Annotated in this window: 18 protein-coding genes; 9 read left to right on the top strand and 9 right to left on the bottom strand. The window is 73.5% G+C overall.

What is annotated here, in order from left to right; genetic code table 11:
* The first annotated feature begins 41 nt into the window (after nucleotides 1-41).
* Nucleotides 42-1,733, top strand: coding sequence for a proline--tRNA ligase (locus tag STTU_RS07805; RefSeq protein ID WP_007821504.1), 1,692 nt, complete (start codon nucleotides 42-44; stop codon nucleotides 1,731-1,733).
* A 377-nt stretch (nucleotides 1,734-2,110) separates the two neighbouring features.
* Here the strand turns inward: STTU_RS07805 and STTU_RS07800 are convergent, their stop codons facing one another.
* The 3 genes from STTU_RS07800 to STTU_RS07790 form a co-directional block, all read right to left on the bottom strand.
* The gene (locus STTU_RS07800; protein ID WP_007821501.1) at nucleotides 2,111-3,097 is read right to left on the bottom strand and encodes an aminoglycoside phosphotransferase family protein; all 987 of its coding nucleotides are present in this window, start codon (nucleotides 3,095-3,097) and stop codon (nucleotides 2,111-2,113) included.
* A gap of 33 nt (nucleotides 3,098-3,130) precedes the next feature.
* A complete protein-coding gene (locus STTU_RS07795; protein ID WP_007821499.1) occupies nucleotides 3,131-3,646 on the bottom strand; it encodes a ferritin-like domain-containing protein in 516 nt (171 codons plus the stop codon).
* A 63-nt stretch (nucleotides 3,647-3,709) separates the two neighbouring features.
* Nucleotides 3,710-4,303 (bottom strand): hypothetical protein, encoded by a 594-nt coding sequence (locus tag STTU_RS07790; protein ID WP_052862337.1) that lies wholly within the window; start codon nucleotides 4,301-4,303, stop codon nucleotides 3,710-3,712.
* 761 nt (nucleotides 4,304-5,064) lie between these two features.
* Here STTU_RS07790 and rimP point away from each other — a divergent pair.
* The 8 genes from rimP to STTU_RS07750 all read left to right on the top strand — a co-directional run bounded on the left by rimP (nucleotide 5,065) and on the right by STTU_RS07750 (nucleotide 14,171).
* Nucleotides 5,065-5,616: a ribosome maturation factor RimP gene (gene rimP / locus STTU_RS07785; RefSeq protein WP_009068963.1), complete on the top strand. Its 552-nt coding sequence runs from the start codon at nucleotides 5,065-5,067 to the stop codon at nucleotides 5,614-5,616.
* Between the two features lie 2 nt (nucleotides 5,617-5,618).
* Nucleotides 5,619-6,728 (top strand): transcription termination factor NusA, encoded by a 1,110-nt coding sequence (gene nusA, locus STTU_RS07780; RefSeq protein ID WP_007821490.1) that lies wholly within the window; start codon nucleotides 5,619-5,621, stop codon nucleotides 6,726-6,728.
* Between the two features lie 509 nt (nucleotides 6,729-7,237).
* Nucleotides 7,238-7,516, top strand: coding sequence for a YlxR family protein (locus STTU_RS32835; RefSeq protein ID WP_009068965.1), 279 nt, complete (start codon nucleotides 7,238-7,240; stop codon nucleotides 7,514-7,516).
* A 146-nt stretch (nucleotides 7,517-7,662) separates the two neighbouring features.
* A complete protein-coding gene (gene infB / locus STTU_RS32830) occupies nucleotides 7,663-10,692 on the top strand; it encodes a translation initiation factor IF-2 (RefSeq protein WP_078518943.1) in 3,030 nt (1,009 codons plus the stop codon).
* Nucleotides 10,693-10,880: 188 nt separating this feature from the next.
* The gene (locus STTU_RS07765; protein ID WP_009068967.1) at nucleotides 10,881-11,174 is read left to right on the top strand and encodes a DUF503 domain-containing protein; all 294 of its coding nucleotides are present in this window, start codon (nucleotides 10,881-10,883) and stop codon (nucleotides 11,172-11,174) included.
* Between the two features lie 218 nt (nucleotides 11,175-11,392).
* The gene (gene rbfA, locus STTU_RS07760; RefSeq protein WP_007821482.1) at nucleotides 11,393-11,920 is read left to right on the top strand and encodes a 30S ribosome-binding factor RbfA; all 528 of its coding nucleotides are present in this window, start codon (nucleotides 11,393-11,395) and stop codon (nucleotides 11,918-11,920) included.
* The gene (gene truB / locus STTU_RS07755; protein ID WP_043254507.1) at nucleotides 11,917-12,825 is read left to right on the top strand and encodes a tRNA pseudouridine(55) synthase TruB; all 909 of its coding nucleotides are present in this window, start codon (nucleotides 11,917-11,919) and stop codon (nucleotides 12,823-12,825) included. Before rbfA ends, truB begins: the two co-directional genes overlap by 4 nt.
* A gap of 383 nt (nucleotides 12,826-13,208) precedes the next feature.
* Nucleotides 13,209-14,171 (top strand): bifunctional riboflavin kinase/FAD synthetase, encoded by a 963-nt coding sequence (locus STTU_RS07750; RefSeq protein ID WP_010277856.1) that lies wholly within the window; start codon nucleotides 13,209-13,211, stop codon nucleotides 14,169-14,171.
* Between the two features lie 164 nt (nucleotides 14,172-14,335).
* Here STTU_RS07750 and STTU_RS07745 read toward each other — a convergent pair whose 3' ends face one another.
* The 6 genes from STTU_RS07745 to STTU_RS35845 form a co-directional block, all read right to left on the bottom strand.
* On the bottom strand, nucleotides 14,336-15,463 hold the full coding sequence (locus STTU_RS07745; RefSeq protein ID WP_043254505.1) for an ABC transporter ATP-binding protein: 1,128 nt from the start codon (nucleotides 15,461-15,463) through the stop codon (nucleotides 14,336-14,338).
* A complete protein-coding gene (locus STTU_RS36030; protein WP_043254503.1) occupies nucleotides 15,460-16,959 on the bottom strand; it encodes an ABC transporter ATP-binding protein in 1,500 nt (499 codons plus the stop codon). Before STTU_RS36030 ends, STTU_RS07745 begins: the two co-directional genes overlap by 4 nt.
* A complete protein-coding gene (locus STTU_RS07735) occupies nucleotides 16,956-17,921 on the bottom strand; it encodes an ABC transporter permease (RefSeq protein WP_009068973.1) in 966 nt (321 codons plus the stop codon). The genes STTU_RS36030 and STTU_RS07735 overlap by 4 nt, the downstream gene beginning before the upstream one ends.
* Complete coding sequence (locus tag STTU_RS07730) at nucleotides 17,918-18,991, bottom strand: ABC transporter permease (RefSeq protein ID WP_009068974.1); 1,074 nt, start codon at nucleotides 18,989-18,991, stop codon at nucleotides 17,918-17,920. The genes STTU_RS07735 and STTU_RS07730 overlap by 4 nt, the downstream gene beginning before the upstream one ends.
* A 558-nt stretch (nucleotides 18,992-19,549) precedes the next feature.
* Nucleotides 19,550-21,418, bottom strand: a complete 1,869-nt coding sequence (locus STTU_RS07725) for an ABC transporter substrate-binding protein (RefSeq protein WP_007821469.1) — start codon at nucleotides 21,416-21,418, stop codon at nucleotides 19,550-19,552.
* 260 nt (nucleotides 21,419-21,678) lie between these two features.
* Nucleotides 21,679-26,445: an SCO5717 family growth-regulating ATPase gene (locus STTU_RS35845; RefSeq protein WP_007821467.1), complete on the bottom strand. Its 4,767-nt coding sequence runs from the start codon at nucleotides 26,443-26,445 to the stop codon at nucleotides 21,679-21,681.
* Between the last annotated feature and the right edge of the window lie 288 nt (nucleotides 26,446-26,733).

Genomic DNA, 26,733 nt, shown 5'->3' with positions numbered 1-26,733 from the left:
CTAACCTCGTCACCATCACCCTTTCCTCGCAGGAGTTCACCATGGCCCAGGTCCAGCGCATGTCCCGATTGATGGTCAAGACACTGCGTGACGACCCGGCGGACGCCGAGACGCTCAGCCACAAGCTGCTGGTCCGGGCCGGCTACGTGCGCCGTACGGCCGCCGGCATCTGGTCCTGGCTGCCGCTCGGCAAGAAGGTCCTCGACAACATCTCGCAGATCGTCCGCGAGGAGATGGACGCCATCGGCGCCCAGGAGGTGCTGCTGCCCGCGCTCCTCCCGAGGGAGCCCTACGAGGCGTCGGGGCGCTGGGAGGAGTACGGCGACCTGCTGTTCCGGCTCAAGGACCGCAAGGGCGCCGACTACCTGCTCGGTCCCACGCACGAGGAGATCTTCACGCAGGTCGTGAAGGACCAGTGCACCTCGTACAAGGACCTGCCGGTCATGCTCTACCAGGTCCAGACGAAGTACCGCGACGAGGCGCGTCCCCGCTCCGGGGTGCTGCGGGGCCGCGAGTTCGTCATGAAGGACTCGTACTCGTTCGACACGACCGACGAGGGCCTCGCCGAGTCGTACGCGCTGCACCGCGAGGCGTACCGCAAGATCTTCGCGCGCCTCGGCCTCGACTACCGCATCGTCTCGGCCGTCTCGGGCGCGATGGGTGGTTCGGCCTCGGAGGAGTTCCTCGCGCCCGCCGCCGCCGGTGAGGACACCTTCGCCGACTGCCCCAACTGCGGCTTCGCCGCGAACACCGAGGCCGTCACCTTCAAGGGCGCGGCGATGGACGGTTCCGCGCACGGCCCGGTCGAGGAGCTGGACACCCCCGACACGCCGACGATCGAGAGCCTCGCCGAGCACCTCGGCGTCCCGGCCTCCGCGACGCTCAAGAACCTGCTGGTCAAGGTCGACGGCGAGATCGTCGCCGTCGGCGTCCCGGGGGACCGGGAGGTCGACCTCGGCAAGCTCGGCGAGCACCTGGCACCCGCCGTCGTCGACCTCGTCACGGCCGAGGACTTCGAGGCGAATCCCGAGCTGGTACGCGGCTACGTAGGCCCCCAGGGCCTGAAGATCCGCTACATCGCCGACCCCCGCGTCGCCCCCGGCACCGCCTGGGTCACGGGCGCCAACAAGCCCGACACCCACGCGCGCAACGTCGTCGCCGGCCGCGACTTCGAGGTCGACGACTACCTCGACGTCGTCGTGGTCGAGGAGGGCGACCCCTGCCCCAACTGCGGCCAGGGCCTCCACCTCGACCGCGCCATCGAGATCGGCCACATCTTCCAGCTCGGCCGCAAGTACGCCGACACCTTCCAGCTCGACGTCCTCGGCCAGAACGGCAAGCCGGTCCGCGTCACGATGGGCTCCTACGGCATCGGCGTCTCCCGCGCCGTCGCCGCGCTCGCCGAGCAGACCGCCGACGACAAGGGCCTGTGCTGGCCCGCCGAGGTCGCCCCCGCGGACGTCCACGTCGTCGCCGCCGGCAAGGTCCTCCAGACCGAGCTGGCCCTGGAGATCGCCGACAAGCTGGCCGCCGCGGGCGCTCGCGTCCTCGTCGACGACCGCGCCGGCGTCTCGCCCGGCGTCAAGTTCACCGACGCGGAACTCATCGGCGTCCCGAAGACCGTCATCGCCGGCCGCCGCTCCGCCGAGGGCATCGTCGAACTCAAGGACCGTCGTACGGGCGAGCGCGAGGAACTCTCCGTCGAGGAAGCCGTCGCCCGCCTCACCGCCTGAGCCGGCCGAAGCCCCCGCACCACAGAAGCGCGGGACGTCACGCGACGTTCCGCGCTTCGGCGTGCGACGGGCGCGGGCGTGCGGGGGACGGGGCGGTACGGGAACCGGGCGGGGCTCTCGGTGGTGCGCGGCGTCCGCTGGGGGTACGTCGCCATGCCGCGCGGCACGCGACGTCGCGCCGCATCGTGCCTGGTCGCACGCGACGTGGGGGTGCGTGCGGGACGCGACGCTGGGTGCGCGACGTCGGGAGGGGGCGTCGCGTCGTCGGATGCCCAGCGAACGCGACGTGGCGGAGGTCGCGCACGTTCCGTGCCGGGCCACCTCCGTACGTGACGTCGCCTCATGCACCGCGACGTCGCGCCCACCCGCTCACGGGCTCACAGCCAGGCCGCGAACTCCAGCAGCGTCTCGCCCTCCTGCCGACGCCCCGCCGTGAGCGCCGCCACCCCCGCCACCGTCGCGCGGAAATGAGCCCAGCCCTGCACCCGGTCGCGGTCCAGGTCGAGCGCGTCCGCGAGCTTGGTGACGCGACGTCGCGCGGCGCTCGCCCCGCCGTCGCTCGCGACGAGGTCCTCCAGCCGGTCACGCGCCAGGCGCGCGACATCGTAGGCGCGCTCCCCGATCACGGGCTCGGGGCCGACCGCGAGCCACGGCAGCCGCTCGCCCGCGAGGACCTTCGCCTGCCGGAAGGCGCCGTGCAGCAGCACGCGTTCCGCGTCCGGCCGCGCGGCGTCGGCGAGCAGGTCGCGCCGTACCGCGAGGGCGTTCTCGACGAGGGGCAGGACGAGCGGGCCCGCCGCCTGGCGCATGCGGGTCGCCTGCCGTTCCGTGCGCGCGGTGAGCGTCTCGAAGGGCGACTCGCCGGTCAGCGGCACCCACAGTCTGCGGACCGTCTCCGCGGCTTCGAGCATCGCCTTCGCCTGCGGCAGAGAACTCAGCGAGATCTCAGGACGCAGGCGCTCCAGGAGCAGGCCGCGCTCACTCGCGAGCGCCGCCGCCCACCCCGTCGCGTCGCCGCCGGGCGCCGCGCCGCGCCTCGCACCGTCCTCCGTGCCCGGCTCGGGCTCGGAGAGGAGGCGGCACGCGCCGAGGCCGTCCCAGCGCGCGAGCGCCGCCGCCTCTGTGGCAGGACGCGCGCGCGGCGGCGCGAGCTTGAGGACGGCGGGCGCGTCGTCCGCGTGACGTACCAGCAGGACCACGCCGCTGCGTCCGCCCGGCTGGAGCAGCCGCTCCACACGGACGCCGTGGTGCCGCGTGGCCGCCTCGACCAGCTCGGGGAGCCGGTCCAGCCAGGCTGCCGCATCGTCCGCGCCGGGGTCCTCTGCCAGGGCCCGTACGAGTCGCCGGGGAGGTTCGAGGACCATGCGGGGCGCGTCCTTTCGGCTGGTACCGGGTGGTCAGTCCTGCGGTGACGGGGAAGCCGGACGCTCCTTCCCGGACTCCTTGGCCGAATTCGATCGTTCCGCCAGACCTGGGAAGGCTACGCCGTCACCGCTCCAGCGCACCGCGCGGACCGCCGCCTCGCGCAACGCGGAGGCGGCGTCCGCGCGGCGTTGCCCCGACGCGGCGCGCACCAGGTCGGCGTACACCGCCGCGACGCGCTCTTCGAGGGCGCCCGCCAGCCGCAGCGCCGCCGCGGCATCGGGCACCGCGAACGGCAGCGTGTATGCCGCGGCGGCGGGCTCCGGCGTGCCGCCGAGGTCGGTGACGTCGCGTTCCAGCGCGTCACGTCGCGCGCGGTGCGCGTCGTACGCCGCTCGTGCGTCGTCCCGGCGCTCGGGGGCGATGCGCCCGCCCACGACTCCGTAGCCGTAGACCGCGGCGTGCTCCGCGCGCAGCGCCGCCTCCGCGGCCTTCCGCTCCCTCTCCTCGGCATCGGATTTTCCGACGCGCGTACGAGCATTTTCAGACACCGGTGACTCCTCCTGCTGGCTCCTGGTCCACCCGCCCCCGTCGGGGGCGGCTCGCGCGCGGCCTCACTTGGCCGCGGCGCCGAGTACGTAGGCGTGCGCGGCGCCGGCGGCGGCCACCGAGGCGAGCAGCCGCGCCAGTTCTCCCGGAGCGTCCACCAGGACGCGTGCGCGGTGGTCCGCGAGCTTCTTCTCCGCCGTGGCGAGGTCGCGCAGCGCTGTCTTCTGGTCGGACGCGACGGTGGGGCCGGGTGACGCGCTCGTGGCCGCCTCGTCCTCCGCGCCCGCCGCGCGCCCGGGCGCGGAGGACGAGGCGCCGGGCGGCGGGCTGCCAGTCGCCTCGCGCCCCGCGGCGTCGAACGCCTCGCGGTGCCGCGTCACCTGCGCGCGCAGCGGGCGCAACGTCGCGTCGAGCCCGGGATGCGCCGCGAGCGTCGCGTCGTAGCGCGCCGTCAGGTCGGCACTGTCGCGTGCCGCCCCGCGACTCAGCTTCTGCGCGGCGGTGGCCTCCGCCTTCGCGCGGCGTCGTGAGGCGGCGTCGGAATCGTCCGAGCAGCCGGTGAGCAGGCTCGCGCCCGCGAGCGCCGTACCCGAGGCGAGCAGCAGACGGCGCGAGAGACGGGGGAGGGGCAGCGGACCCGGTGCGGGCAGTGGCGGCACGGCGTACTTCCTCGGCGGATGCGGTGCCGACGTCGCGCGCACGTCGCGTCGTCACCCGGCGCCCACGGCGCGACGTCGCGTGGGGATGCGACGCGCGCGGCGCGGGCCGGGGTGGTGACGTGCGAGGGCGACGACGACGGCGGACGGACGACGACGGACGGGGCGACAGCGATACGACGGAGCGGCGGCGACAGGACGATGCGGTGGTGCGACGAGGCGGTGGTGCGACGAGGCGACGGTGCGGTGCGAGTGCCTCACGCCTCCGGAGCGCGCGACGCAGGACCCGGCGCGACGTGCGGTTCGGCGCGACGTGTCGCCGAAACGGCGCCGCACACGTCGCGCCGTGCGTCGCCCGCGACGCGACGTCGCGCACGGCGCCCGCGCCTCGGCCCCCGCGCCGCGCGACGTGTGTGTCGCGTCACGTCCGCGACGCGACGTCGCGCCGCCGACGACGTACCGCCCGCTCCGGAGTGTGGTGGCACTGCGGTGATCACCGTACCCGCGTCCGTGGCTCGCACAGAGGCACGGGCGCCGCGTCCGCGCCGTTCGTCCACCGGAAGGCGGCACGCGGGCGGCGACGTCGCGCCGACGCCGCGTCACGACGCGGCACGGGCGCCGTGCGCGCCGTGTCGCGCGAGGTCGCCCCGGTGCCGTACCGGGATACACCCGGTCGAGTGGCACCACTCCGTGTCGCGACCGGATACCCTTTGAGCCGAGACATGACGCACCACAACAGCACACGCGGCCGAGGAGTCACCCGGATGAGCACCACCCAGAGCGAGAGGCTGCGGGAACTCGTGGAGCCCCTCGTCACCGCCAGGGACCTCGATCTCGAAGAGGTCACCGTGACTCCGGCCGGCCGGCGCAGAGTGCTGCAGATCGTGGTGGACGGCGACTCGGGCGTCTCGCTCGACACGTGTGCCGAGCTGAGCCGCGAGATCTCCACCGTGCTGGACGACACCGACGCCATGGGCGAGAACGAGTACGTCCTGGAGGTCACCTCGCCCGGTGCCGACCGTCCGCTCACCGCCCACCGCCACTACGTGCGCGCCACGGGCCGCCTCGTGCGCTTCCAGCTCGCCGAGGGCGGCGAACTCGTGGCCCGGCTGCTGAAGGCGGACGACGCGGGCCTGGACCTGGAGGTCCCCGGCGTCAAGGGCCGCAAGCCGACCAGCCGCAGGCTGGAGTTCCCCGAGATCTCCAAGGCGCGCGTGGAGATCGAGTTCAACCGCAAGGAGAGGACGGCCGAGGCCGGTCCTCAGCACGCCGAGCAGGCCGAGGCCGAGCAGGCACCGAAGCCGAAGGAGGCGTAGCCGTGGATATCGACATGAGTGCCCTGCGGGGTCTGGTCCGGGAGAAGGAGATCTCCTTCGACCGTTTGGTCGAGGCGATCGAGTCGGCGCTCCTCATCGCGTACCACCGCACCGAGCACAGCCACCGCCGCGCGCGCGTCCACCTCGACCGCGAGTCCGGCCACGTGACGGTGTGGGTGAAGGAGGAGGAGGCGGACCTCGCCGATCTCGGTGAGGACGCCCGTCCGCGCGAGTTCGACGACACGCCCTCCGACTTCGGGCGCATCGCGGCGACGACGGCCAAGCAGGTCATCCTCCAGCGGCTGCGCGACGCGCAGGACGACGCGACGCTCGGCGAGTACGCCGGGCGCGAGGGCGACATCGTGACCGGTGTCGTCCAGCAGGGCCGCGACCCGAAGAACGTCCTCGTGGACATCGGCAAGCTGGAGGCCATCCTGCCGGTGCAGGAGCAGGTCCCCGGCGAGGAGTACACGCACGGGCTGCGGCTGCGGTCGTACGTCGTACGCGTCGCGAAGGGCATGCGCGGCCCCTCGGTCACCCTGTCGCGCACGCACCCGAACCTCGTGAAGAAGCTCTTCTCCCTGGAGGTCCCCGAGATCGCCGACGGGTCCGTCGAGATCGCCGCCATCGCCCGCGAGGCCGGGCACCGGACGAAGATCGCGGTCCGCTCGAACCGCTCCGGTCTCAACGCCAAGGGCGCGTGCATCGGCCCCATGGGCGGCCGGGTGCGCAACGTCATGGCTGAGCTGAACGGCGAGAAGATCGACATCGTCGACTGGTCGGACAACCCGGCCGACCTCGTCGCCCACGCGCTCTCCCCGGCGCGCGTCAGCCACGTCGAGGTCGTCGACCTCGCGACGCGTTCCGCGCGCGTCACGGTGCCCGACTACCAGCTCTCGCTGGCGATCGGCAAGGAGGGCCAGAACGCCCGCCTCGCCGCCCGCCTCACCGGCTGGCGCATCGACATCCGCCCCGACACGGAGACGACGGACGAGGACGGGAACGCGACGGGGAACGGGAACGAGGACCGCGACGGGAGGCGGGGCGGCGGTCGCGAGTCCGGCACCGTCGCTCCCGCCCGCGGCGCGGACCGCCGGCCGGCCCGGGGCTGACGTCGCGGCAGACGGCCAGGCGCGCCGTCGCGCGGGGCTGACGTCGCGACGCCACCGCCGCGTCATCCCGCCACGTCGCGCCGCCCTCGTCCGCGTCGCCTCGTACGTACGACGCGACGTCGCGTCGCCCCGCACCACGCGCCGTGGAATATGCCACGGCGCGTGGCGGTTCCCGATACGTAGCGCGAGGGCGACGTAGCGACGCGGCCACGTCGCGCCGCGCGGCTCACGCGCCGTACGGGCCACATGCCGCGCCGCCCACGCGCCGCACGGCCCACGCGACAGCCGCGACGCCGTACGGCACCCCCGCCCCCGACGCGCCCCGCAAGGCACGATCCCCCCAGCGGCCCCGCACCCCGCGCGGCCCCCGTGGAAGAACGTTCGCGGAACACCCCCGCGGAACACAGCACAGAACAAGCGGACTCCGCCGCGCGCGGCGGACCGCCACAGATGGCCGTTCGATCTTTCCCCCGTAGGGATGGGGTCGTTACGGGGAGGTAGACTGAAGAGTGTCTGGTCGGACGCACGCCCGCCCCTGCCCTGAACGCACATGTGTCGGGTGCCGGGAACGAGCGGCCAAGAACGAACTGCTGCGCACTGTGATGGTCGACGGAGCCCTGCTCCCCGACCCGCGCGGTACGCTGCCCGGCCGGGGTGCGTACGTACACCCCGTACCGGCCTGTACGGAGCTGGCGGTGCGCCGCCGCTCATTCCCCCGGGCCCTCCGGGTCCAGGGACCGCTCGACACGGCGGAACTCCGTCGCTATGTCGAGCAGGCAACACCGTAAGAAGCGCCGCACGGAACCGCCGTGCGGCCCAGGTACCTCGCGAGTCGGAAGTAGGTCGAGATTGCGATGAGCACTCGATGAGTACGCGATGAGTACGCCCATGAAGTAGCGACGGTCCGGCGCCCCCCGGACCTCAAAGGAGCGAAGTGGCTAAGGTCCGGGTATACGAGCTCGCCAAGGAGTTCGGCGTAGAGAGCAAGGTCGTCATGGCCAAGCTCCAAGAACTCGGTGAATTCGTCCGTTCGGCGTCCTCGACGATCGAGGCGCCGGTGGTGCGCAAACTGACTGACGCATTCCAGCAGGGCGGAGGCTCCGGCAAGTCCGGTCCCCGTCCCGGCGCGCCGCGCAAGCAGGCGCCCGCACGGCCGGCGGCACCCTCGCCGTCCACCCCCACCCCTTCCCCGGCGCCGCGTCCCGCGGCGCCCAAGCCGGCCCCCGCGCGCCCCGCCGCGCCCGAGGCCCCCGCCGCGCGCACCGAGGCCCCGGCCTCGCGCCCGGCTCCCGGCCCCCGTCCGGGCCCGGCCCGTCCGGCCGCCCCGGCGCCCTCCACGCCGGAGTTCACCGCGCCTCCCGCCGCGCCCGCTCAGAGCGGCCAGTCCGCTCCGTCGGCCCCGCGTCCCGGTAACGCGCCCAAGCCCGGCGGCAGCCGTCCCCAGCAGGGTGGCGGCCAAGGCCGTGGTGACCGTCAGGCCCCGCGTCCCGGTGGCCAGGCCCCGCGTCCGGGCGGTCGTCCCGCCGGGCCGCGTCCCGGCAACAACCCCTTCACGTCCGGCGGCTCGACCGGTATGGGCCGCCCGCAGGCGCCCCGTCCCGGTGGCGGCGCCCCGCGTCCCGGCGGTGCCGGTGCCCCCGGTGGCCCGCGCCCGCAGGGTGGCGGCGCCGGTCAGGGCGGTCCCCGTCCCCAGGGCGGCGCGCGTCCGACCCCGGGCGGCATGCCCCGTCCGCAGGCCCCGCGTCCCGGTGCCGGGCCCCGCCCGAACCCGGGCATGATGCCGCAGCGTCCCGCTGCCGGCCCGCGTCCCGGTCCTGGTGGCCGCGGTCCCGGTGCCGGTGGTCGTCCCGGTGGCGGCGGCGGTCGTCCCGGTGGCGGCGGCTTCGCCGGCCGTCCCGGTGGCGGTGGCGGCGGCGGCTTCGCCGGTCGCCCCGGTGGCGGTGGCGGTGGCGGCGGTTTCGCCGGTCGTCCCGGTGGCGGTGGCGGCGGTCGTCCCGGCTTCGGCGGCCGTCCCGGTGGCCCGGGTGGCCGCGGGGGCACGCAGGGTGCCTTCGGCCGTCCCGGCGGTCCGGCGCGTCGTGGTCGCAAGTCGAAGCGGCAGAGGCGCCAGGAGTACGAGGCCATGCAGGCCCCGTCGGTCGGCGGCGTGATGCTGCCGCGCGGCAACGGCGAGACCGTTCGCCTGTCGCGTGGTGCCTCGCTCACCGACTTCGCCGAGAAGATCAACGCCAACCCGGCCTCGCTGGTCGCGGTGATGATGAACCTCGGCGAGATGGTCACGGCGACCCAGTCCGTCACGGACGAGACGCTGGAACTCCTCGCCAACGAGATGAACTACAAGGTTCAGATCGTCAGCCCGGAGGAGGAGGACCGCGAGCTTCTCGAGTCCTTCGACCTGGAGTTCGGCGAGGACGAGGGCGGCGAGGAGCTGCTCACGGCCCGCCCGCCGGTGGTCACCGTCATGGGTCACGTCGACCACGGCAAGACCCGCCTGCTCGACGCGATCCGCAAGACCAACGTGATCGCGGGCGAGGCCGGCGGCATCACGCAGCACATCGGCGCGTACCAGGTGGCGACCGAGGTGAACGGCGAGGACCGCCGCATCACCTTCATCGACACCCCCGGTCACGAGGCGTTCACCGCCATGCGTGCCCGTGGTGCGAAGTCCACCGACATCGCGATCCTCGTGGTCGCGGCGAACGACGGCGTCATGCCGCAGACGGTCGAGGCGCTCAACCACGCCAAGGCCGCCGAGGTGCCGATCGTCGTCGCCGTCAACAAGATCGACGTCGAGGGCGCCGACCCGACCAAGGTGCGCGGCCAGCTCACCGAGTTCGGTCTCGTCGCCGAGGAGTACGGCGGCGACACGATGTTCGTCGACATCTCCGCGAAGCAGGGCCTGCACATCGACAGCCTCCTGGAGGCCGTCATCCTCACCGCCGACGCCTCGCTCGACCTGCGCGCCAACGCGGAGCAGGACGCGCAGGGCATCGCGATCGAGGCGCACCTCGACAAGGGCCGCGGCGCCACCGCGACCGTCCTGGTGCAGCGCGGCACCCTGCGGGTCGGCGAGACGATGGTCGTGGGCGACGCCTACGGCCGCGTCCGGGCCATGCTCGACGACCTGGGCAACACGGTCGAAGAGGCCGGCCCCTCGACGCCCGTCCAGGTGCTCGGTCTCACCAACGTCCCCGGCGCCGGCGACAACTTCATCGTCGTCGACGAGGACCGCACCGCCCGCCAGATCGCCGAGAAGCGCGCGGCCCGCGAGCGCAACGCCGCGTTCGCCAAGCGCACCCGGCGCGTCTCCCTGGAGGACCTGGACAAGGTGCTCAAGGAGGGCGAGATCAAGCAGCTCAACCTCATCATCAAGGGCGACGCCTCCGGTTCGGTCGAGGCCCTGGAGTCCTCGCTGCTCCAGCTCGACGTCGGCGAAGAGGTCGACATCCGGGTGCTGCACCGCGGCGTCGGTGCGGTCACCGAGTCGGACATCGACCTGGCGACCGGCTCGGACGCCATCGTCATCGGCTTCAACGTGCGCGCCGCCGGGCGTGCCACGCAGATGGCCGAGCGCGAGGGTGTCGACGTCCGCTACTACTCGGTCATCTACCAGGCGATCGAGGAAATCGAAGCGGCCCTCAAGGGCATGCTCAAGCCGGAGTACGAAGAGGTCGAGCTCGGTACGGCGGAGATCCGCGAGGTCTTCCGCTCCTCCAAGCTCGGCAACATCGCGGGTGTCCTCATCCGTTCCGGCGAGGTCAAGCGCAACACCAAGGCCCGGCTCCTCCGCGACGGCAAGGTCATCGCGGAGAGCCTCAACATCGAGGGCCTGCGTCGCTTCAAGGACGACGTCACCGAGATCCGCGAGGGTTACGAGGGCGGTATCAACCTCGGCAACTTCAACGACATCAAGGTCGACGACGTCATCGCGACGTACGAGATGCGCGAGAAGCCGCGCGTCTGACGCCGGGTCCCCGCGCCGGGCGTGCGTGAGCACGACTGACGCGGGCCGCGGCTGACACGGTCGAGCACGGGGCCGGTCGGCGGAGAATTTCCGTCGATCGGCCCCGTGCGTCGCGTGTACGGTGGGGAGGTTGCCGCCGCACGGAGGCGGCGCCTCGTACCCCGAACCGGCGGGACATCCGGACCAGCATGTATGTGGGGACCCTGTCCTTCGATCTGCTCCTGGGCGACGTGCACTCGCTCAAGGGCAAACGCTCCGTGGTCCGCCCCATCGTCGCCGAGCTCCAGCGGAAGTACGCCGTGAGCGCGGCCGAGGTGGGTGCGCAGGACCTCCACCGCAGGACCGAGATCGGCCTCGCCGCCGTCTCGGGCGACGCGGGCCACCTCAGCGATCTCCTCGATCGCTGCGAACGCCTCGTCGCGGACCGTCCCGAGGTGGAACTGCTCGCGGTACGCAGACGCTTCCACGGGGACGAGGACTGACCCCCCGCCCCGCAGCGGCGCGCGACGTCGCGTCGTACGGGGCGTCGCGCACGCGTCGTACGGTGCGCGGTACGCGTCGTACGGGGCGTCGCCTCGTGCTCGTACGGGGCGCGACGTCGCGTTCATGCGCCGCGCCGCGTACGCGACGTACCCCCGGAGGCCCAGCCCTCCACCCAGACCAACCGAGACACAACAGCACCAAGTAGGGAGACGGACCGGTGGCCGACAACGCTCGCGCCCGCAAGCTGGCCGATCGCATCCAGGTCGTGGTCGCCCAGACCCTGGAACGGCGTATCAAGGACCCGCGACTGGGCTTCGTGACCATCACCGACGCACGCGTCACCGGTGACCTCCGGGAGGCCACGGTCTTCTACACGGTCTACGGCGACGACGAGGAGCGCGCCGCGTCCGCCGCGGCGCTGGAGAGCGCCAAGGGCGTGCTCCGCTCCGAGGTGGGCCGGCAGACCGGGGTGCGCTACACCCCGAGCCTCGCCTTCGTGCCCGACGCGCTGCCCGACACGGCGCGCACCATCGACGACCTCCTGGACCGCGCCAGGCTGCGGGACGAGGAGGTGCGCCAGGTCTCGACCGGCGCGGCGTACGCGGCGGGCGCCGACCCGTACCGCAAGCCGGCCGACGAGGACGACGAGGACGACGAGGACGGCGTGGCCGGGGAGGGCGTGGCCGAGGACGGCCCGGCCGGGGACACCTCGGCGGAGCAGGGCAGGGGCAGCGGCACCGCATGACCACGCAGCGCACCACGACCCCGGACGGCCTCGTCATCGTCGACAAGCCGTCCGGGTTCACTTCCCACGACGTCGTCGCGAAGATGCGCGGCATCGCCGGCACGCGACGTGTCGGCCACGCCGGCACGCTCGACCCCATGGCGACGGGCGTCCTCGTCCTCGGGGTGCAGCGCGCCACCAAGCTGCTCGGCCACCTCGCCCTCACCGAGAAGGAGTACGTCGGTACGATCCGGCTCGGCCAGGACACCGTCACCGACGACGCGGAGGGCGAGATCACCTCGGCCACCGACGCCTCGGGTGTCGCGCGCGAGGCGATCGACGCCGAGGTCGCGAAGCTCACGGGCGACATCCTCCAGGTGCCCTCCAAGGTCAGCGCCATCAAGATCGACGGCAAGCGTTCCTACAAGCGCGCGCGGGAGGGCGAGGACTTCGAGATCCCGGCCCGCCCCGTCACCGTCTCCTCCTTCCTCGTGCACGACGTGCGCCCCGAGACGGCGCCCGACGGCACCCCCGTGCAGGACCTGCTCGTCTCGGTGACGTGCTCGTCCGGTACGTACATCCGCGCCCTCGCGCGCGACATCGGCGCGGCGCTCGGCGTCGGCGGGCACCTCACGGCGTTGCGCCGCACCCGCGTCGGGCCGTACCGCCTCGACGTCGCGCGCACCCTCGACCAGCACCAGGAGGAGCTGACCGTCATGCCCGTCGCGGAGGCCGCCGACGCGGCGTTCCCGCGCTGGGACGTCGACGCCCGCCGCGCGGGACTCCTCCTGAACGGCGTACGGCTCGCCATGCCCGAGGAGTACGCGGGCCGCGGCCCCGTCGCCGTCTACGGCCCGGACGGGGCCTTCCTCGTCCTTGTCGAGGCGGACCGCGGCAAGGCGAAGAGCCTCGCGGTCTTCGGCTGAGAGATCCGCTGCGGACGACACCGCGTCACGGGGCGCCGACGCGCGACGTGGCGGGGCCGGCGACGGGCGGCGTGGCGGGCGCGGCGACGCGACGTCGCGTGCGGAGCGGGAGGGCGAAAGGCCAGGTCGCACGCGTCGTAGCGCGCGACGGGCCCGGCGTGGCACGGACGTGGTGCGGGGTTCGGCGCGACGTGGTGCGTTGTGTGGCGCGGTGTCGTACGTCGTGGGGCGCGGCGTGGTACGCGGCGTCGGCCCCCCGCGCCGCGTCGTGGCCTCGGCGCCCGCCCGTTGCCGTGTGCACGCGACATGGCACTCTTAGACCTGCGGATTCGTGGAATCCCGACAACCGGCTCATCCCACAGGTGCGACAAGGAGCGGTCACAGTGCAGCGCTGGCGTGGCTTGGAGGACATCCCGCAGGACTGGGGGCGCAGCGTCGTCACGATCGGGTCCTACGACGGGGTGCACCGCGGACACCAGCTCATCATCGGCCGCGCCGTGGACCGCGCCAGGGAGCTGGGGCTGCGGTCCGTCGTGGTCACCTTCGACCCGCACCCGAGCGAGGTCGTCCGTCCCGGCAGCCACCCGCCGCTCCTCGCGGCGCACCACCGGCGCGCGGAGCTGATGGCGGACCTGGGAGTGGACGCGCTGCTGATCCTTCCCTTCACGACGGAGTTCTCGCGGCTGTCGCCCGCCGACTTCGCCCGCACCGTGCTCACCGAGCGCCTGCATGCCAAGGTGGTCGTCGAGGGCCCCAACTTCCGCTTCGGGCACAAGGCCGCGGGCAACGTGACGATGCTCGCCGAGCTCGGCCGCGAGGACGATTTCGAGGTGGACCTCGTCGACCTCTACGTCAGCGGCGACGCGGGCGCGGGCCAGCCCTTCTCCTCGACGCTCACGCGCCGCCTGGTCGCCGAGGGCGACGTCGCGGGCGCGGCGGAGATCCTCGGCCGCCCGCACCGTGTCGAGGGCGTCGTCGTGCGTGGCGCGCAGCGCGGCAGGGAGCTGGGCTACCCCACCGCCAACGTCGAGACGCTCCCGCACACCGCCGTCCCCGCCGACGGCGTCTACGCCGGCTGGCTGCACGTGGCGGACGAGGCCATGCCCGCCGCGATCTCGGTCGGCACGAACCCGCAGTTCGACGCCAAGCACCGCACCGTCGAGGCGTACGCCATCGACCGCGTCGGCCTCGACCTCTACGGCCTGCACGTCGCGGTCGACTTCCTCGCCTACGTGCGCGGCATGGAGAAGTTCGCCTCGATCGACGAACTCCTCACGGCCATGGCCGACGACGTGAAGCGCTCGCGTGCGCTGATCGCGGAGTACGAGGCGAACCACCAGGACTGAGCACGCGACGCGTCGCGACGTCGCGGGCGTGCAACGGGGCGGCGCCCCCCCGGGCTGGATGCCGGGAGAGGGGCGCCGCCCCGTCTCGTACGTGGCCTGCCGCCGCCCGTACGGGGCGCGACATCGCCAGCGCGACGCGTGCCCCGCACGCGACGTAGCGCCGCCTACCCGCCCGTGGTGCTCGCGACGTCGCCGCCCTGCGCCCCGTCATCGGTACGCGACGTGTCCCGGGTGCGCGACGTACCGGCGTCGCGCGACGCGCCTTCTCCACGCGACGTGTCGCCCTCGCGCCCCGTCGCCGCCTCCTCGCGCGCCGTCGCCCAGTGACACGCGACGCCCGCCTCGTGCCCGCCCAGGACCGGCAGGTCCTTCGTCCGGCACGCGTCCGCGACACCGGCCCGTTCCGCCTCGCCCGAGGCGAGGATGTGGCAGCGCGCGTGGAAACGGCAGCCGCCGGGGATGTTCGTGGGGTCCGGCGGCTCACCGCTCAGCACCACGGGCTCACCCGGCGCCTCGGGCAGCACCGAGAGCAGCGCCTGCGTGTAGGGATGACGTGGCCGTGTCAGCACCTCCTCGACGGGTCCCGCCTCGACGATGCGGCCGAGGTACATGACGGCGACGCGGTCGGCGATGTTCCACGCCAGCCCGAGGTCGTGCGTCACCACGAGGGCAGAGAGCCCCAGTTCCTCACGCAGCCGCAGCAGCAGCGCCAGGATCTCCCCGCGCACCGACGCGTCGAGCGAGGCGACGGGTTCGTCCGCGACGATCAGCTCCGGCTCCAGGGCGAGCGCGCCGGCGATGACGACGCGTTGCCGCTGCCCGCCGGACAGCTCGTGCGGGTAGCGCAGGAAGAACCGCTCCGGCGGGCGCAGTCCGGCGAGCGAGAGCGCCCGCGCGACGGCGGTGCGTTCGTCGCCCGGCGTGCGGTGGATGCGCAGCCCCTCGGCCACCGCGTCGTACACGGTGTGGCGCGGGTTGAGCGAGCCGCTCGGGTCCTGGAGCACCAGTTGGGCCCGCTTGCGGTAGGCGCGCAGTGCCCGTGAGCTGTACGAGAGCGGCTCGCCCGCGAAGGTGATCCGCCCCTCGGTCGGCGGGACGAGGCCCAGGAGGGAGCGCGCGAGCGTCGTCTTGCCGCAGCCGGACTCCCCGACGAGCGCGACGATCTCGCCCTTGCCGATGTCGAGATTCACCCCGTCGACGGCACGCGCACGCGGCGCGCCACGTCGCCCGGGAAACGTGATGCCCAGGTCCCGCGCCCCGAGCAGGGCCTGCTCCCGCGTGGTCGTACTCATGCCTGCGTGCTCCTCGCCTCGTCGGCACCGTCGTGCCCCGCGTCCCCGGGCCCTGACGCCGCGTCGCGCGCGTCGCCAGAGCGCGACGTCGCGCCGTTGGCCGTACGCGACGTCGCGTCGTCCGCCGCGCCGTCATGCGATGTCGCGTCGTCCCGCGACGTCGTGTCGTCTTCCGCGCCCCTACGCGGCGTCGCGGCGCCCGGCACGTCCTCGCCATCTCGCGACGTCGCGTCGCCCGGCGCCGTCGCCCCGTCCGGCGTCGCCTCGCCCGGCGCCGTCGTCCTGTCCGACGTCGCGTCGCCCGGCACCGGCTTCCCGCCCCGCGACGTCGCCCCGTCCGACGCCTCCTCGAACCCCTCGTCGACCCGTACGCACGCCGCGCGACGTCCCGGCCCCGCCGCGCGCAGCGGCTGCGGCTCCGTCGCGCAGGAGGGCAGCGCGACGGGGCACCGCGGATGGAAGGTGCACCCCGTCGGCAACGACGCGGGGTCCGGCGGGTCGCCCGGCAGACCGCGCGGGGCGAAGCGCGACGCCGGGTCGCCGATGCGCGGGAACGCGCCGGAGAGCGCCGCGCCGTAGGGATGTATCGCCTGCGCGTACACCTCGCGCGCGGGACCCTCCTCGACGACGCGCCCCGCGTACATGATCGCGAGCCGGTCGCACGTGTCGGCGAGCACCGCCAGGTCGTGGCTGATCATGACGAGGCCGATGCCCTTCTCCGCCACCAGGCCCTCGATGAGCCGGAGGATCTGGGCCTGGATCATGACGTCGAGCGCCGTGGTCGGCTCGTCGGCGATGATCAGCCGCGGATCGCAGGCGAGCGCCATGGCGATCATGACGCGTTGCCGCTGCCCGCCGGACAGCTCGTGCGGATACGCCGTCGCGCGCGACACCGGTAGACCGACGTGCCGCAGCAGCTCCTTGACGCGACGTCGCCCCTCCTCGGGGCCCGCCAGGCGGTGTAGGAGGATCGGTTCGAGGATCTGGTCGCCGATGCGGTGGACGGCGTTGAGCGAATGCATCGCGCCCTGGAAGACGATCGACGCGCCCGCCCAGCGCACGGCGCGCAGCCGCCCCCACGCCATCGTGCGGACGTCCTCGCCGTCGAGCAGGATCTCGCCCTCCAGCGTCGCCCCCGGCGGCAGCAGCCGCAGCAGGGCCATCGCGAGCGTCGACTTGCCGCAGCCGGACTCCCCGGCGATGCCGAGTTTCTCGCCCGCGCGCAGTGTGAGGTCGACGCCGCGCACCGCCGGCACGGCGCGCGCGCCGCTCCCGTACGTGATGCGCAGGTCGCGCACGTCGAGCAGCGGACGCGACGTGTCCCGCGACGTCGCGTCGCCCTCGCCCCGCGACGTCGCGTCGCCTTCCGCGCCCGTGCGCGACGTCGCGTCATCGGACACCGTCGCGTCGCCGCGCGACGTCGCGTCCCGCGCTCCGGCGTCCGTCGCCTGCGAGGGAGCGGGGGCCTGCGTGCCCCGCGTGGTCGGTTCAGTCATCGTCGGTCCCCCAGCTTGGGGTTGAGCACGGACTCGATGGCGCGTCCGCACAGGGTGAAGGCGAGGGCCACGAGCGCGATCGCGAGGCCGGGGGGCGCGAGGTACCACCAGTCGCCCGAGCTGACGGCGCCCGCGTCGCGCGCGTCCTGGAGCAGCCCGCCCCAGGACACCATGATCGGGTCGCCGAGTCCGAGGAAGGCGAGCGTCGCCTCGGTGAGGATCGCGTTCGAGATCACCAGGGTCGTCTGGGCGAGCACGAGCGGCATGACGTTCGGCAGGACGTGCCGCAGCATGACGTGCTTGTGCCCGCCGCCGAGCGCTCTGGCCCGCTCGATGTAGGGGCGCGACTCGACGGACAGCGTCTGCGCCCGCACCAGTCGCGCGGTCGTCGGCCACGTCGTGACGCCGATGGCGAGGATCGTCGTCCAGATGGAGCGGTCGAGGACGGTGGCGAGCGCGATGGCCAGGACCAGCGTCGGCATGACGAGGAACCAGTCGGTGACGCGCATGATCACCGTCGCGTACCAGCCCTTGAAGTGCCCCGCCGTGACGCCGACGAGCGTCCCGATCGCGACGGTGAGCACCGCCGCGAGCAGCCCGACCGCGAGCGACACGCGGGCGCCCCACACCATCAGCGCGAGCAGACTGCGCCCGAACTGGTCGGTCCCGAGCGGGAAGCGTCCGCTCGGCGACTCCAGCGACTTGCCGGGGGCTTCGGTGACGCTGCGCGAGTCGCTCCCGACGAGCAGCGGGGCCGCGAGCGCGAGCACCGCGATGAGCAGCAGCACGACGAGGCCGACGAGGCCGCTGCGGTGCGTACGGAACGTGCGCCAGAAGTCGGCGAGCGCGCGACGTCGCCGCGCCCACGCGAGCGCGCGCGGCGACGCGACGTGCGCCGCGTCGTCCGGCTCGGGGGACGCGCCGTCGCGCGGCGTGGCCACGTCTGTCGTGTCGGTCGTCATCGGCCCACCCGGGGATCGAACAGCGGATAGATCAGGTCGGCGAGGGTGTTCATGACGATCACCGCTGCGGCGAAGACGAAGAACAGCCCCTGCACGAGCGGCAGGTCGGGAATGCTCAGCGCCTGGTAGAAGAGCCCGCCGAGACCCGGCCAGGAGAAGACCGTCTCGACGAGGATCGCCCCGGCGACGGTGTTGCCGAGGTTGACGAAGAGGAGCGTCACGGTGGGCAGCATCGCGTTCGGCACAGCGTGCTTGCGCCGCACGTTGTCGTCGCGCAGGCCCTTGGCGCGCGCCGTCGTCAGGTAGTCGCTGCCCATCTCGTCGAGGAGCGAGGACCGCATGACGAGCAGCGTGCGCGCGTACTCGACCGCGACGAGCGTGAGGACCGGCAGCACCATGTGGTGGGCGACGTCCGTGAAGTACGCGAAGCCCTCCTTGCCCCCGGTCTCCATGCCCCCGGTCGGGAACATGCCGGGGATCGGCCCGATGCCCACCGACAGGACGATGATCAGCAGCAGACCGAGCCAGAAGGACGGCACGGAGTACAACGTGAGCGCGAAGGCCGTGTGGAAACGGTCCCCGAACCGCCCGTGCCGCCACGCGCCCCGCGAACCGAGCCAGACACCGAGCGCCGTGTACAGCACGAACGCGGTCCCGGTCAGCAGCAGCGTCGCGGGCAGCGCCTCGGCGATCTTGTCGATGACGGGCGTGTGGAACTGGTACGAGGTCCCGAGGTCCCCGGTGAGCGCCTTGCCGCAGTAGTCGGTGAACTGGTGCCACAACGGGAGGTCGAGCCCGAACTCCCGGCGCATCGAGTCGAGCTGCTCCTGGGAGACCTGCTTGCCGCCGGTCATGGCCTTGACCGGGTCTCCGGGGATGAGCCGGAAGAGGAAGAAACTGGTGACGAGTACGGCGAACAGGGACACGACCGCGCCGAGCAGTTTGCCCGCCACGTAGCGCAGATATCCCGTTCCCGAGCGCCGTCGGGGGCCACGGGGCGTGGCCGCGGCAGGAGCCGCGACCGCGCCGCCGGGGTCCCCCGCGAGCGCGGAGGTGCTTTCGGTGCTCATGGGCTGATCGGTCTTCCGCTGAGTGGGGCGTCCTTCCGCGAGGCGCCGAAGCGCGGGGCGCGGCGCGGGGAGGAGGACCGGACGGAGGGGAGCGACGCCGGCGCGCGGTGCGCCGACGGCTCCGGAGAAGGCGGTACGTCGCGGGCGGCGACGGGGGCGGTACGTGACGCGGGGCGCGAGGCGCGGGCTGCGCGACGCGGCGGTACGTCGTGGGCGGGGGCGGTACGTCGCGTGCGCGACGTCGAGCGGTACGTACGTGGCCGACGCGACGTCGCCTATGCCACGTCGCGTGCGACCTGCGAAAACGTCGCGACGTCGCGTACGCCGCCCGGGCCGTCCCACGCGCCGCGCGACGCCGCGACGTTGCCCGCCACGGCCCGCCGACGCGTCGCCGCGACGTCGCCGGGACGACGGGGCGCCGCCCGCTGCGGTGCCTGACGCTCACCGCGCCGCCGACGCCCCGTACCGCCCCACGTCGCGTCACCGCGGCGTCGCGGCGTCGCGACGGCACCGCGACATCCACCGTGCCGTCCCGACGCCACCCTGCGGCGTCATCCGCTACTCGCGGTCCCAGGCCGTCGCGCGCCGCCGCATCCCGAAGAACACTCCGCCGCCGACGAGGAGGACGACCACGACGCCGATCCCGATCCAGAGTCCGGTGTTGGAGCCGGAGTCCGAGTCCGAGGAAGCGTTGTCACCGGTCGCGCCGGAGGTGGCGCCCCCGGCGGGGACGGCCGACCACCAGCTCCAGTAGCCGTCCTGGCCGTAGATGTTGCCTGCGGCCGTGGGCATGGTCTCGATCGACTTGATCTGGTCGGTGCGGTACGCCTCGACGGCGTTCGGGTACGCCATCACGTTCATGTAGCCCGTGTCGTACAGCCGTGACTCCATCTGCTTGACGAGGTCCGCGCGCTTGGCGGGGTCGTACTCGGCGAGCTGCTTGTCGTACAGATCGTCGAACTTCTTGTCGCAGATGAAGTTGTCGCTCGCCGAGACCGCCTTCGGCTTCGTGGGCAGTGCCGCGCAAGTGTGGATGGAGAGGACGAAGTCCGGGTCGGGGTTGACGGACCAGCCGTCGAAGGCGAGGTCGTAGTCGCCGGCGACCCAGGGGTCGGTCACGTTGTCGAGGCAGTCGACCTTGAGGCCGATGCCGAGATCGCCCCACCACTCCTGCAAGTACTTGCTGACGGCGCGGTCGTTGGGGTCCGTCGCGTGGCACAGCATGCGGTACGAGAGCGGCTTGCCGTCCTTGCCGACGCGCTTGCCGTCACCGTTCTTCTTGTAGCCCGCCTCGTCGAGCAGCTTCGCCGCGGCCTTGGGGTCGTACTTCAGGTCCTGGTCGGCCGAGGGCTGCCAGGCGTAGTCGCCGAAGCGCGGCGGGATGTACCCCGCGCCTTCGACCGCCTGTCCTTGGAAGACCCGGTCGACGATCGCCTTGCGGTCGACGGCCATGAACAGCGCGTGCCGGACCTTCTCGTCGAGCAGCGAGGGGTCGCCCGTGCCGAACTTCTTGCCGTCCTTGGTCCGCGCGCCCGGGTTCGTGGCGATGGCGTAGAACCGCCGCCCGGGGCCGTCGTTGACCTTGATGTTCGAGGCACCCTTGAGCGACTGCGCCTGCGCGGGGGTCAGCGCGGGGCTGCCCGCGACGAACGAGACCTCGCCCTTGCGGAGCGCCGCGACGGCGGCGTCCTGGTCCTTGTAGTACCGGAAGACGATGTTGTCGAACTTCGGGCTGCCCCGCCAGAAGTCCTTGTTGGCCTTGAGCTTGACGTAGCTGTCGACCTTGTAGCCCGTCAGGATGAACGGCCCGTTCCCGACGATCGGAAACTTCTGGTCGTTGTTGAACTTCGACAGATCACCGACCTTTTCCCATACGTGCTTGGGCACGATCGGAACGTCCAGCGCCGTCATGGTCGCCTGCGGCTTCTTCAGCTCGATGACGAGCTTGTCCTTGCTGGGCGCCGTCACCTTCTTGAAGTTGGTGACGAAACTGCCGTTCGCGGTGGCCGCGCCCTCGTCCGTCATCATCTTGTTGAAGGTCCAGGCGGCGTCCTCGGCTGTCGCCTGCTCCCCGTCCGACCACTTCGAGTTCGACCGGATCTCGTACGTCCAGGTCAACTTGTCCTTTGATGCTGACCATTTGGTGGCCAGCCCGGGTATGACGTGGTTGTCCTTGGCGTCGTAATTGGTCAGGAAGTCGTACATCAGCCGGGAGACGCTGGTGCTGACGAGGCGCGTCGCGAGGAAGGGGCTCAGCGAGTCCACGCTCTGCGCGAGCGCGACGGTCAGCGTCGTCTCCTTGTCGGCCGCGGCTGCCGGTGCCGTCGCGGGGCTCAACGGCGTGGCGAGTCCCGCGGTGAGCGAGAGCGCCGCGATCCCGGCCGCCGCGACGAGCCGGAACCGGCCACGCACGCGACGTCCGGGCATCGGCCCCGCTGGTAGTGCTCTGCCGTACTGATCTGCTCTGCTCATGGGCCGCTGACCTCGTGTCATCGCTCGCGCTTCGTTAACTGGCGCATTACTGTGAGCCGTTGGGGTGATGTGAGTGTCTACCAGCGCTGGTCTAAACATGTCAACGATGCGTGAACACTGTGTGGCCTGCGACAACGGCCGAGGGCCCGCACCATTTGACCGGTACGGGCCCTCATTGGTCTAGTCCGCTGAAACCTCCCCGGTAAGGGGGGTGTTCAGGTGGCGGACGGAGGCTGCGGGGGCCACTGCGCCTCGTTCCCGCCCGCGCCGTCCGCCTCGTCCGGCGGCTCCTGCGCGCCCTCCGTCGGTCCGGCGTACGCCGACGGATTCGCGCCAGGCGCGGGCGCTCCCTGCTGCGGCCCGGGATACCCGTACGGCGCGGGCTGCGCCTGCCCCGGATACCCGTACGCCGCCCCCGGCCCGGCCGCCGGCTGCGCGGGAGGCTGGGGCTGCGGCGGATACGGGTACGGGTACGGAGCCGCGCCGGGTTGCGGCTGGGCCGCGTACGGGCCTGGCGCTGCGCCGGGTTGGGGCTGGGCTACGTGCTGGCCCGGCGCTGCGCCGGGTGTGGGCTGTGCTCCGTACGGGGCAGGTGGCGTGCCTGGTTGGGGCTGTGCTCCGTACGGGGCAGGCGGCGTGCCTGGTTGGGGCCGCGCCCCGTAGGGGCCAGGGGCCGCGCCCGACTGGGGCGGCTGTGGAGCTCCCGGCTGGGGCGGCTGCGGAGCCCCGGGCTGGGGCGCTTGCGGAGCCCCGGGTTGCGGCTGCGGCTGAGCGCCGTACGGCCCCCCGGGCCCAGTCGGCGGCTGCGGCGATGCCGCGCCCGGCTGAGCGGGATACGCGGCATCGGGCCACGGCGGGTATGCCGCGGCGGGCTGCGGAGCGTACGCCGCACCGGGCTGCTGCGGGTAGGCCGCGCCGGATTGCTGCGGGTACGCCGCCGGGGGCTGCGGGGGATACGTCGCGTTCGGCTGCTGCGGGTACGCCGCGTTCGGCGGTGGCGGGTACGTCGCGTGCGGGGGCTGCGCGACGTGCCCCGCGTCGCGTGCGCCGCCGGCCGGGGGAGTGGCGGGCGGCAGCGCGGCTCCGGGTGCGGGCTGGGCCCCCGACCGCGGATACGGCACACCGGCTTGCGGCCCGCCAGGTCGCGGCCCGCCAGGTCGCGGCGCCCCGCCTTGCCGCATCCCGGGATACGGTGCGCCGGCCTGCGGCACGCCGGGCCTCGCCGCGCCTGCCTGCCCCGTGGCGGGCTGCCCCGTACCCGGGTGTCCCGTACCCGGGTGTCCCGTACCCGGCTGCCCCGCACCGTACGGTGCGCCCGCCTGGGGCGGCTGGGGTGCCTGCTGCGGGACCTGACCCGGCAGCGGGGGAGCGGCGACGGGGGGAGGGTTCCCGTCCGAGGTCCACAGCCCCTGCGCCTGCTGGTGGCGCGCGAAGTCCTCGGCGACGACGGCCGCGAGGTCGAAGTACGCCTCGCGCACCTTCGGCCGCATCATGTCGAGATCGACCTCCGCGCCCGCCGCGAGATGCTCGTCGAACGGTACGACCACGACCTCCCGGCACCGTGTCCGGAAGTGCGACACGATGTCGTCGACCTTGATCATCTTGCCGGTCTCGCGCACCCCGGAGATGACCGTGATGCTCCGCGCGACCAAATCTGCGTACCCGTGCGCCGCGAGCCAGTCGAGCGTCGTGCTCGCACTCGACGCCCCGTCCACGGAGGGCGTCGAGACGATGATCAGCTGATCGGCCAGATCGAGGACGCCGCGCATGGCGCTGTAGAGCAGCCCCGTACCGGAGTCCGTGAGGATCACCGGGTACTGCCGCCCCAGGACATCGATCGCGCGCCGGTAGTCCTCATCGTTGAACGCCGTCGAGACCGCCGGGTCCACATCGTTCGCGATGATCTCCAGGCCCGAGGGCGCCTGCGAGGTGAAGCGGCGGATGTCCATGTAGCTGTGCAGATGCGGGATCGCCTGCACCAGGTCGCGGATGGTCGCGCCGGTCTCGCGCCGTACGCGACGTCCCAGCGTTCCCGCGTCCGGGTTCGCGTCGATCGCGAGGATCTTGTCCTGCCGCTCCGAGGCGAGCGTCGCGCCGAGCGCCGTCGTCGTGGTGGTCTTACCGACGCCGCCCTTGAGGCTGATGACGGCGATCCGGTAGCAGGACAGGACGGGGGTACGGATCAGCCCGAGCTTGCGCTGCCGCTCCGCCTCCTCCTTGCGCCCCCCGATCCGGAACCGCGAGCCGCCACCCGCCGGACGACTGCTGCGCGCCTTCTGCTTGTTGCCGCGCAACAACCGGTCCGAGGACAACTCGACGGCTGCCGTGTACCCGAGCGGCGCCCCCGGGTGGGTGCGCTGCCGCTGGTCGTGCTGCATCGGCTGCGGCCACGCCGCCCCGAGCCGCGGGTCCGCGGGCCCGGCCCCCTGCTCCGGCCCGGCCTGCGCCGGCAGCCGCGGGTCCTGCCCCTGCTGGGGCGGCCGCGGCGGCTGCGCCACGTCCCAGCGCGCGCCCGCCTGCGGCACGCCGGGCGACGCGTCCGGTGCGTGCGGCGCGGGGGCCACCTGCGGCGGCAAGGGCTGCGCCGGTACGGGCGGGGGCGCGACCGGCGCGGCCTCCGGCGTCGCGCCGCTCTCGGGTGCCACGGGGGCTTCGGGCGCGGGTACGTCGGCGGGCGGCGTCGCGGGGCGCACCCGGTGCAGGCGCGTGGTCTGGGGATCGACCGGCGACGGGCCGACTGGCGCTGGACCGGCCGACGACGGGCCGGCGGGCGACGGCCCGACTGGGGCTGAACCGGCCGGCGACGGGCCGGCTGGCGACGGGCCGACGGGTGACGGACCGGCTGGCGGCGGACCGGCCGACGACGGATCGGTCGGCGGCGTGTCGGCGGCGGGGGCCGGATAGCCGTAGCCGTCCTCGGCGCCGCGCGGCGGGAATCCGTACCCGGGCTGTGCGCCGGGGGAGGCCCCGGCGGGGGAGGAGGCCCCGGGGAAGCCGTATCCCGTACGCGGCGTATCGGATCGGGGGAAGCCGTAGCCGTCCCCCGGCCCGGGACGCGACGTGTCTCGTGACGGTGCCTCCGCGTCGGCCTCCTTCTCCTTGCGCGCGACGTTGGCGTGCGGCGGCGGGACGAGCCCCGGGAGGTCCTGCCCGGCGAGGGACGGCGGCGGCCACGGTCGCCGCGTCTGCGGCGGCACCAGGGGGCGCGGCGGCGCGGCATCCTGCGGCGGCGAGGTCGTCTGCGGCGCGGCCTCGTGCTCCGTGGACGGCGCGTCGTCGGCCGGGGTGGCGTCGACCAGGGCGTCGTCCTGCGGCGTGGCGTCCTCGACGTCGCCGCTCGCTTCCGCTTGCGCGTCGTCGTACGGCGCGGCGTCGGACGACGCGCCGTGGGCGAGCGCGAAGGAGGGAGGCAGCGCCAGGCCGCCGGGCGGCGTCGTGGGGCGGGCCCACTCGTGGTCCTCTTCCGCATCGCGCGGCGCCGCCGCGACGTCGCCCGCCGTCCCGTACCCCGACGGCGCGACGTCGCCGGACCGCGTACCCGCAGCGTCCGCAACATAGCCCGGTTCGGCGCCAGCCGCCTGGGCGGCGTCGCGCGGCCCCGTACCCGCTACGTCGCGCTGTTCTACCTCGCTCGCGTCGCGCGATCCCTCGTCGGCCGCGTCGCGCGATACGGCGTCGGCCGCGTGCGCGCCGTCGCCTGGTCCTACGCCCGCCGCGTCCGCGACGTCGCCCGCCTCCGTGCCCGCGACGTCGCGTCGTTCCGTGTCGGATACGTCGCGCCCCGCGACGTCGCCGAAGGGTGCCGTGCCATGCGTCGTCGCGTCGTCCACGTCGCGCGGCGTCGACGCGTCGTGCCCGCGCGCCGCGTCCTGTGCGCGTCGTGCGGAGGGAAGCGAAAAGCGCATCGTGTCGCCGCTCTCCAGGTCGCCGCCTTGCGCGGGCGAATCGGCCGGCACGAAACCGCTGCCCTCCGGGAGACGCGGGACCGCGGACAGAGAGCCGGGCGGGGGAGTGAAACCCGTCGCGGCCGGTGGCGTCGACGGCATGGGCGGCAGCATGAAGTAGTCCTCGTGCACCTCCCCCGGGACTGGCGCGGACTCGTCCCGCGACGCGGCGTCGTCGGGTGCCGCTACATCGGCCGCCGCGTCGTCTCGCGTCGCTTCGTCCCCCGCCGCCTCGTCTCGTGCCGCTGCGTCGTCCCGAACGGACTCGCTCGGTGTCACGTCGCCCGGCAGCGCAGCGTCCGGTGCTTCCGGCGGGGACGTAGCGGCGTCCGCGTCCGATGTCGCGCCGTCGTCCGTCGCGTCGTGGTCGCGCGGCGTCGCATATGCCACGTCGCGTACCTCGCGCAGCGCGCCGTCGGCCTGGCTCTCGTCGCGACGTCGCGTCTCGTCGGGCTCCGTCACAGCGCGACGTTCCTCGTCGTCGGCCGCGTCGTTGTGGGCCACGTCGCGTGCCCCGTCACCGTCCCCGTCCGCCGCGACGTCGCGCCTCTTCTCCTCGGCGCGCTCCGCGCCTCCGCCCCCCAGACCGGTCCAGGGCAACGCGGCCCCGATGGACCCGTCGCCCCCCTCGGTGCCGGAACCGGTCCCGAACGGCAGTCCCGCCAGTCCACCGAGCGACGTCGCCGTCCAAGAGGCGTCACCCCCGACTGGCCTCGCGTCGGACTCGTTCCCCGCCCGCTCCCCGAGGAGATCCCGGCTGGGCGTGTCCGCCGAAGCCCCGGCCCGCCAGTCCTCCGTCGCGCTCTTCTGCTCGGCGCCGCTGTGGTCGCGTTCGTCGCCGTGCGATGCGTCGTCGGCCGGTTCCTCGCGGCCCGGTGCCTCGTGGCTCGTGTTCTCGTCGCTCGACGCCGCCGTGGCCGTGTACCAGGCGGTCGACTGGTCGAAACGGAACTCGCCGGTGGTCTCGACGGCGGATTCCTCGTGGTCAGCGCCGGAAGCCGAGCGGCCCCCGCGATACGCGTCCCGGTCGCTGCTCACAGCTCCTCCAGGTGAATCGGCACTCGTGCGTCGGGGTGGCGGCGTCACGTTCCCCCGCCGTGTTCGTGGGCCTGGAGAACCGGCCCCCCCCCGTGGCGTGCTCCGTGGACCGGGAAGGTCCCGCAGCGCGCCCGACACCAGACTAGTCATCACGTATGCCGAATAGCAGGGCTGTCCACGCGCATCGGGTGACCATTGAGCCGCCTTCCCGCGAGATGATCTCCTGAAGTCACGCGACGTGTTCCCGAGTTGAGGCGGTCACACGCCCACGTCGACCGGCCCGCGCGC

The sequence above is a fragment of the Streptomyces sp. Tu6071 genome (assembly GCF_000213055.1).
Taxonomy (GTDB): domain Bacteria; phylum Actinomycetota; class Actinomycetes; order Streptomycetales; family Streptomycetaceae; genus Streptomyces; species Streptomyces evansiae.
This window is presented reverse-complemented; position numbering and strand designations above follow the sequence as displayed.

Excerpts from the sequence above, each read along its gene's own strand:
- STTU_RS07805 (WP_007821504.1), top strand. The coding sequence starts at position 42 with ATGGCCCAGGTCCAGCGCATGTCCCGATTGATGGTCAAGACACTGCGT.
- STTU_RS07725 (WP_007821469.1), bottom strand. The coding sequence starts at position 21,418 with ATGCCCGGACGTCGCGTGCGTGGCCGGTTCCGGCTCGTCGCGGCGGCC.
- STTU_RS07745 (WP_043254505.1), bottom strand. The coding sequence starts at position 15,463 with ATGAGTACGACCACGCGGGAGCAGGCCCTGCTCGGGGCGCGGGACCTG.
- rimP (WP_009068963.1), top strand. The coding sequence starts at position 5,065 with ATGAGCACCACCCAGAGCGAGAGGCTGCGGGAACTCGTGGAGCCCCTC.
- truB (WP_043254507.1), top strand. The coding sequence starts at position 11,917 with ATGACCACGCAGCGCACCACGACCCCGGACGGCCTCGTCATCGTCGAC.
- STTU_RS07800 (WP_007821501.1), bottom strand. The coding sequence starts at position 3,097 with ATGGTCCTCGAACCTCCCCGGCGACTCGTACGGGCCCTGGCAGAGGAC.
- STTU_RS07730 (WP_009068974.1), bottom strand. The coding sequence starts at position 18,991 with ATGAGCACCGAAAGCACCTCCGCGCTCGCGGGGGACCCCGGCGGCGCG.
- STTU_RS07765 (WP_009068967.1), top strand. The coding sequence starts at position 10,881 with ATGTATGTGGGGACCCTGTCCTTCGATCTGCTCCTGGGCGACGTGCAC.
- STTU_RS07735 (WP_009068973.1), bottom strand. The coding sequence starts at position 17,921 with ATGACGACCGACACGACAGACGTGGCCACGCCGCGCGACGGCGCGTCC.
- STTU_RS36030 (WP_043254503.1), bottom strand. The coding sequence starts at position 16,959 with ATGACTGAACCGACCACGCGGGGCACGCAGGCCCCCGCTCCCTCGCAG.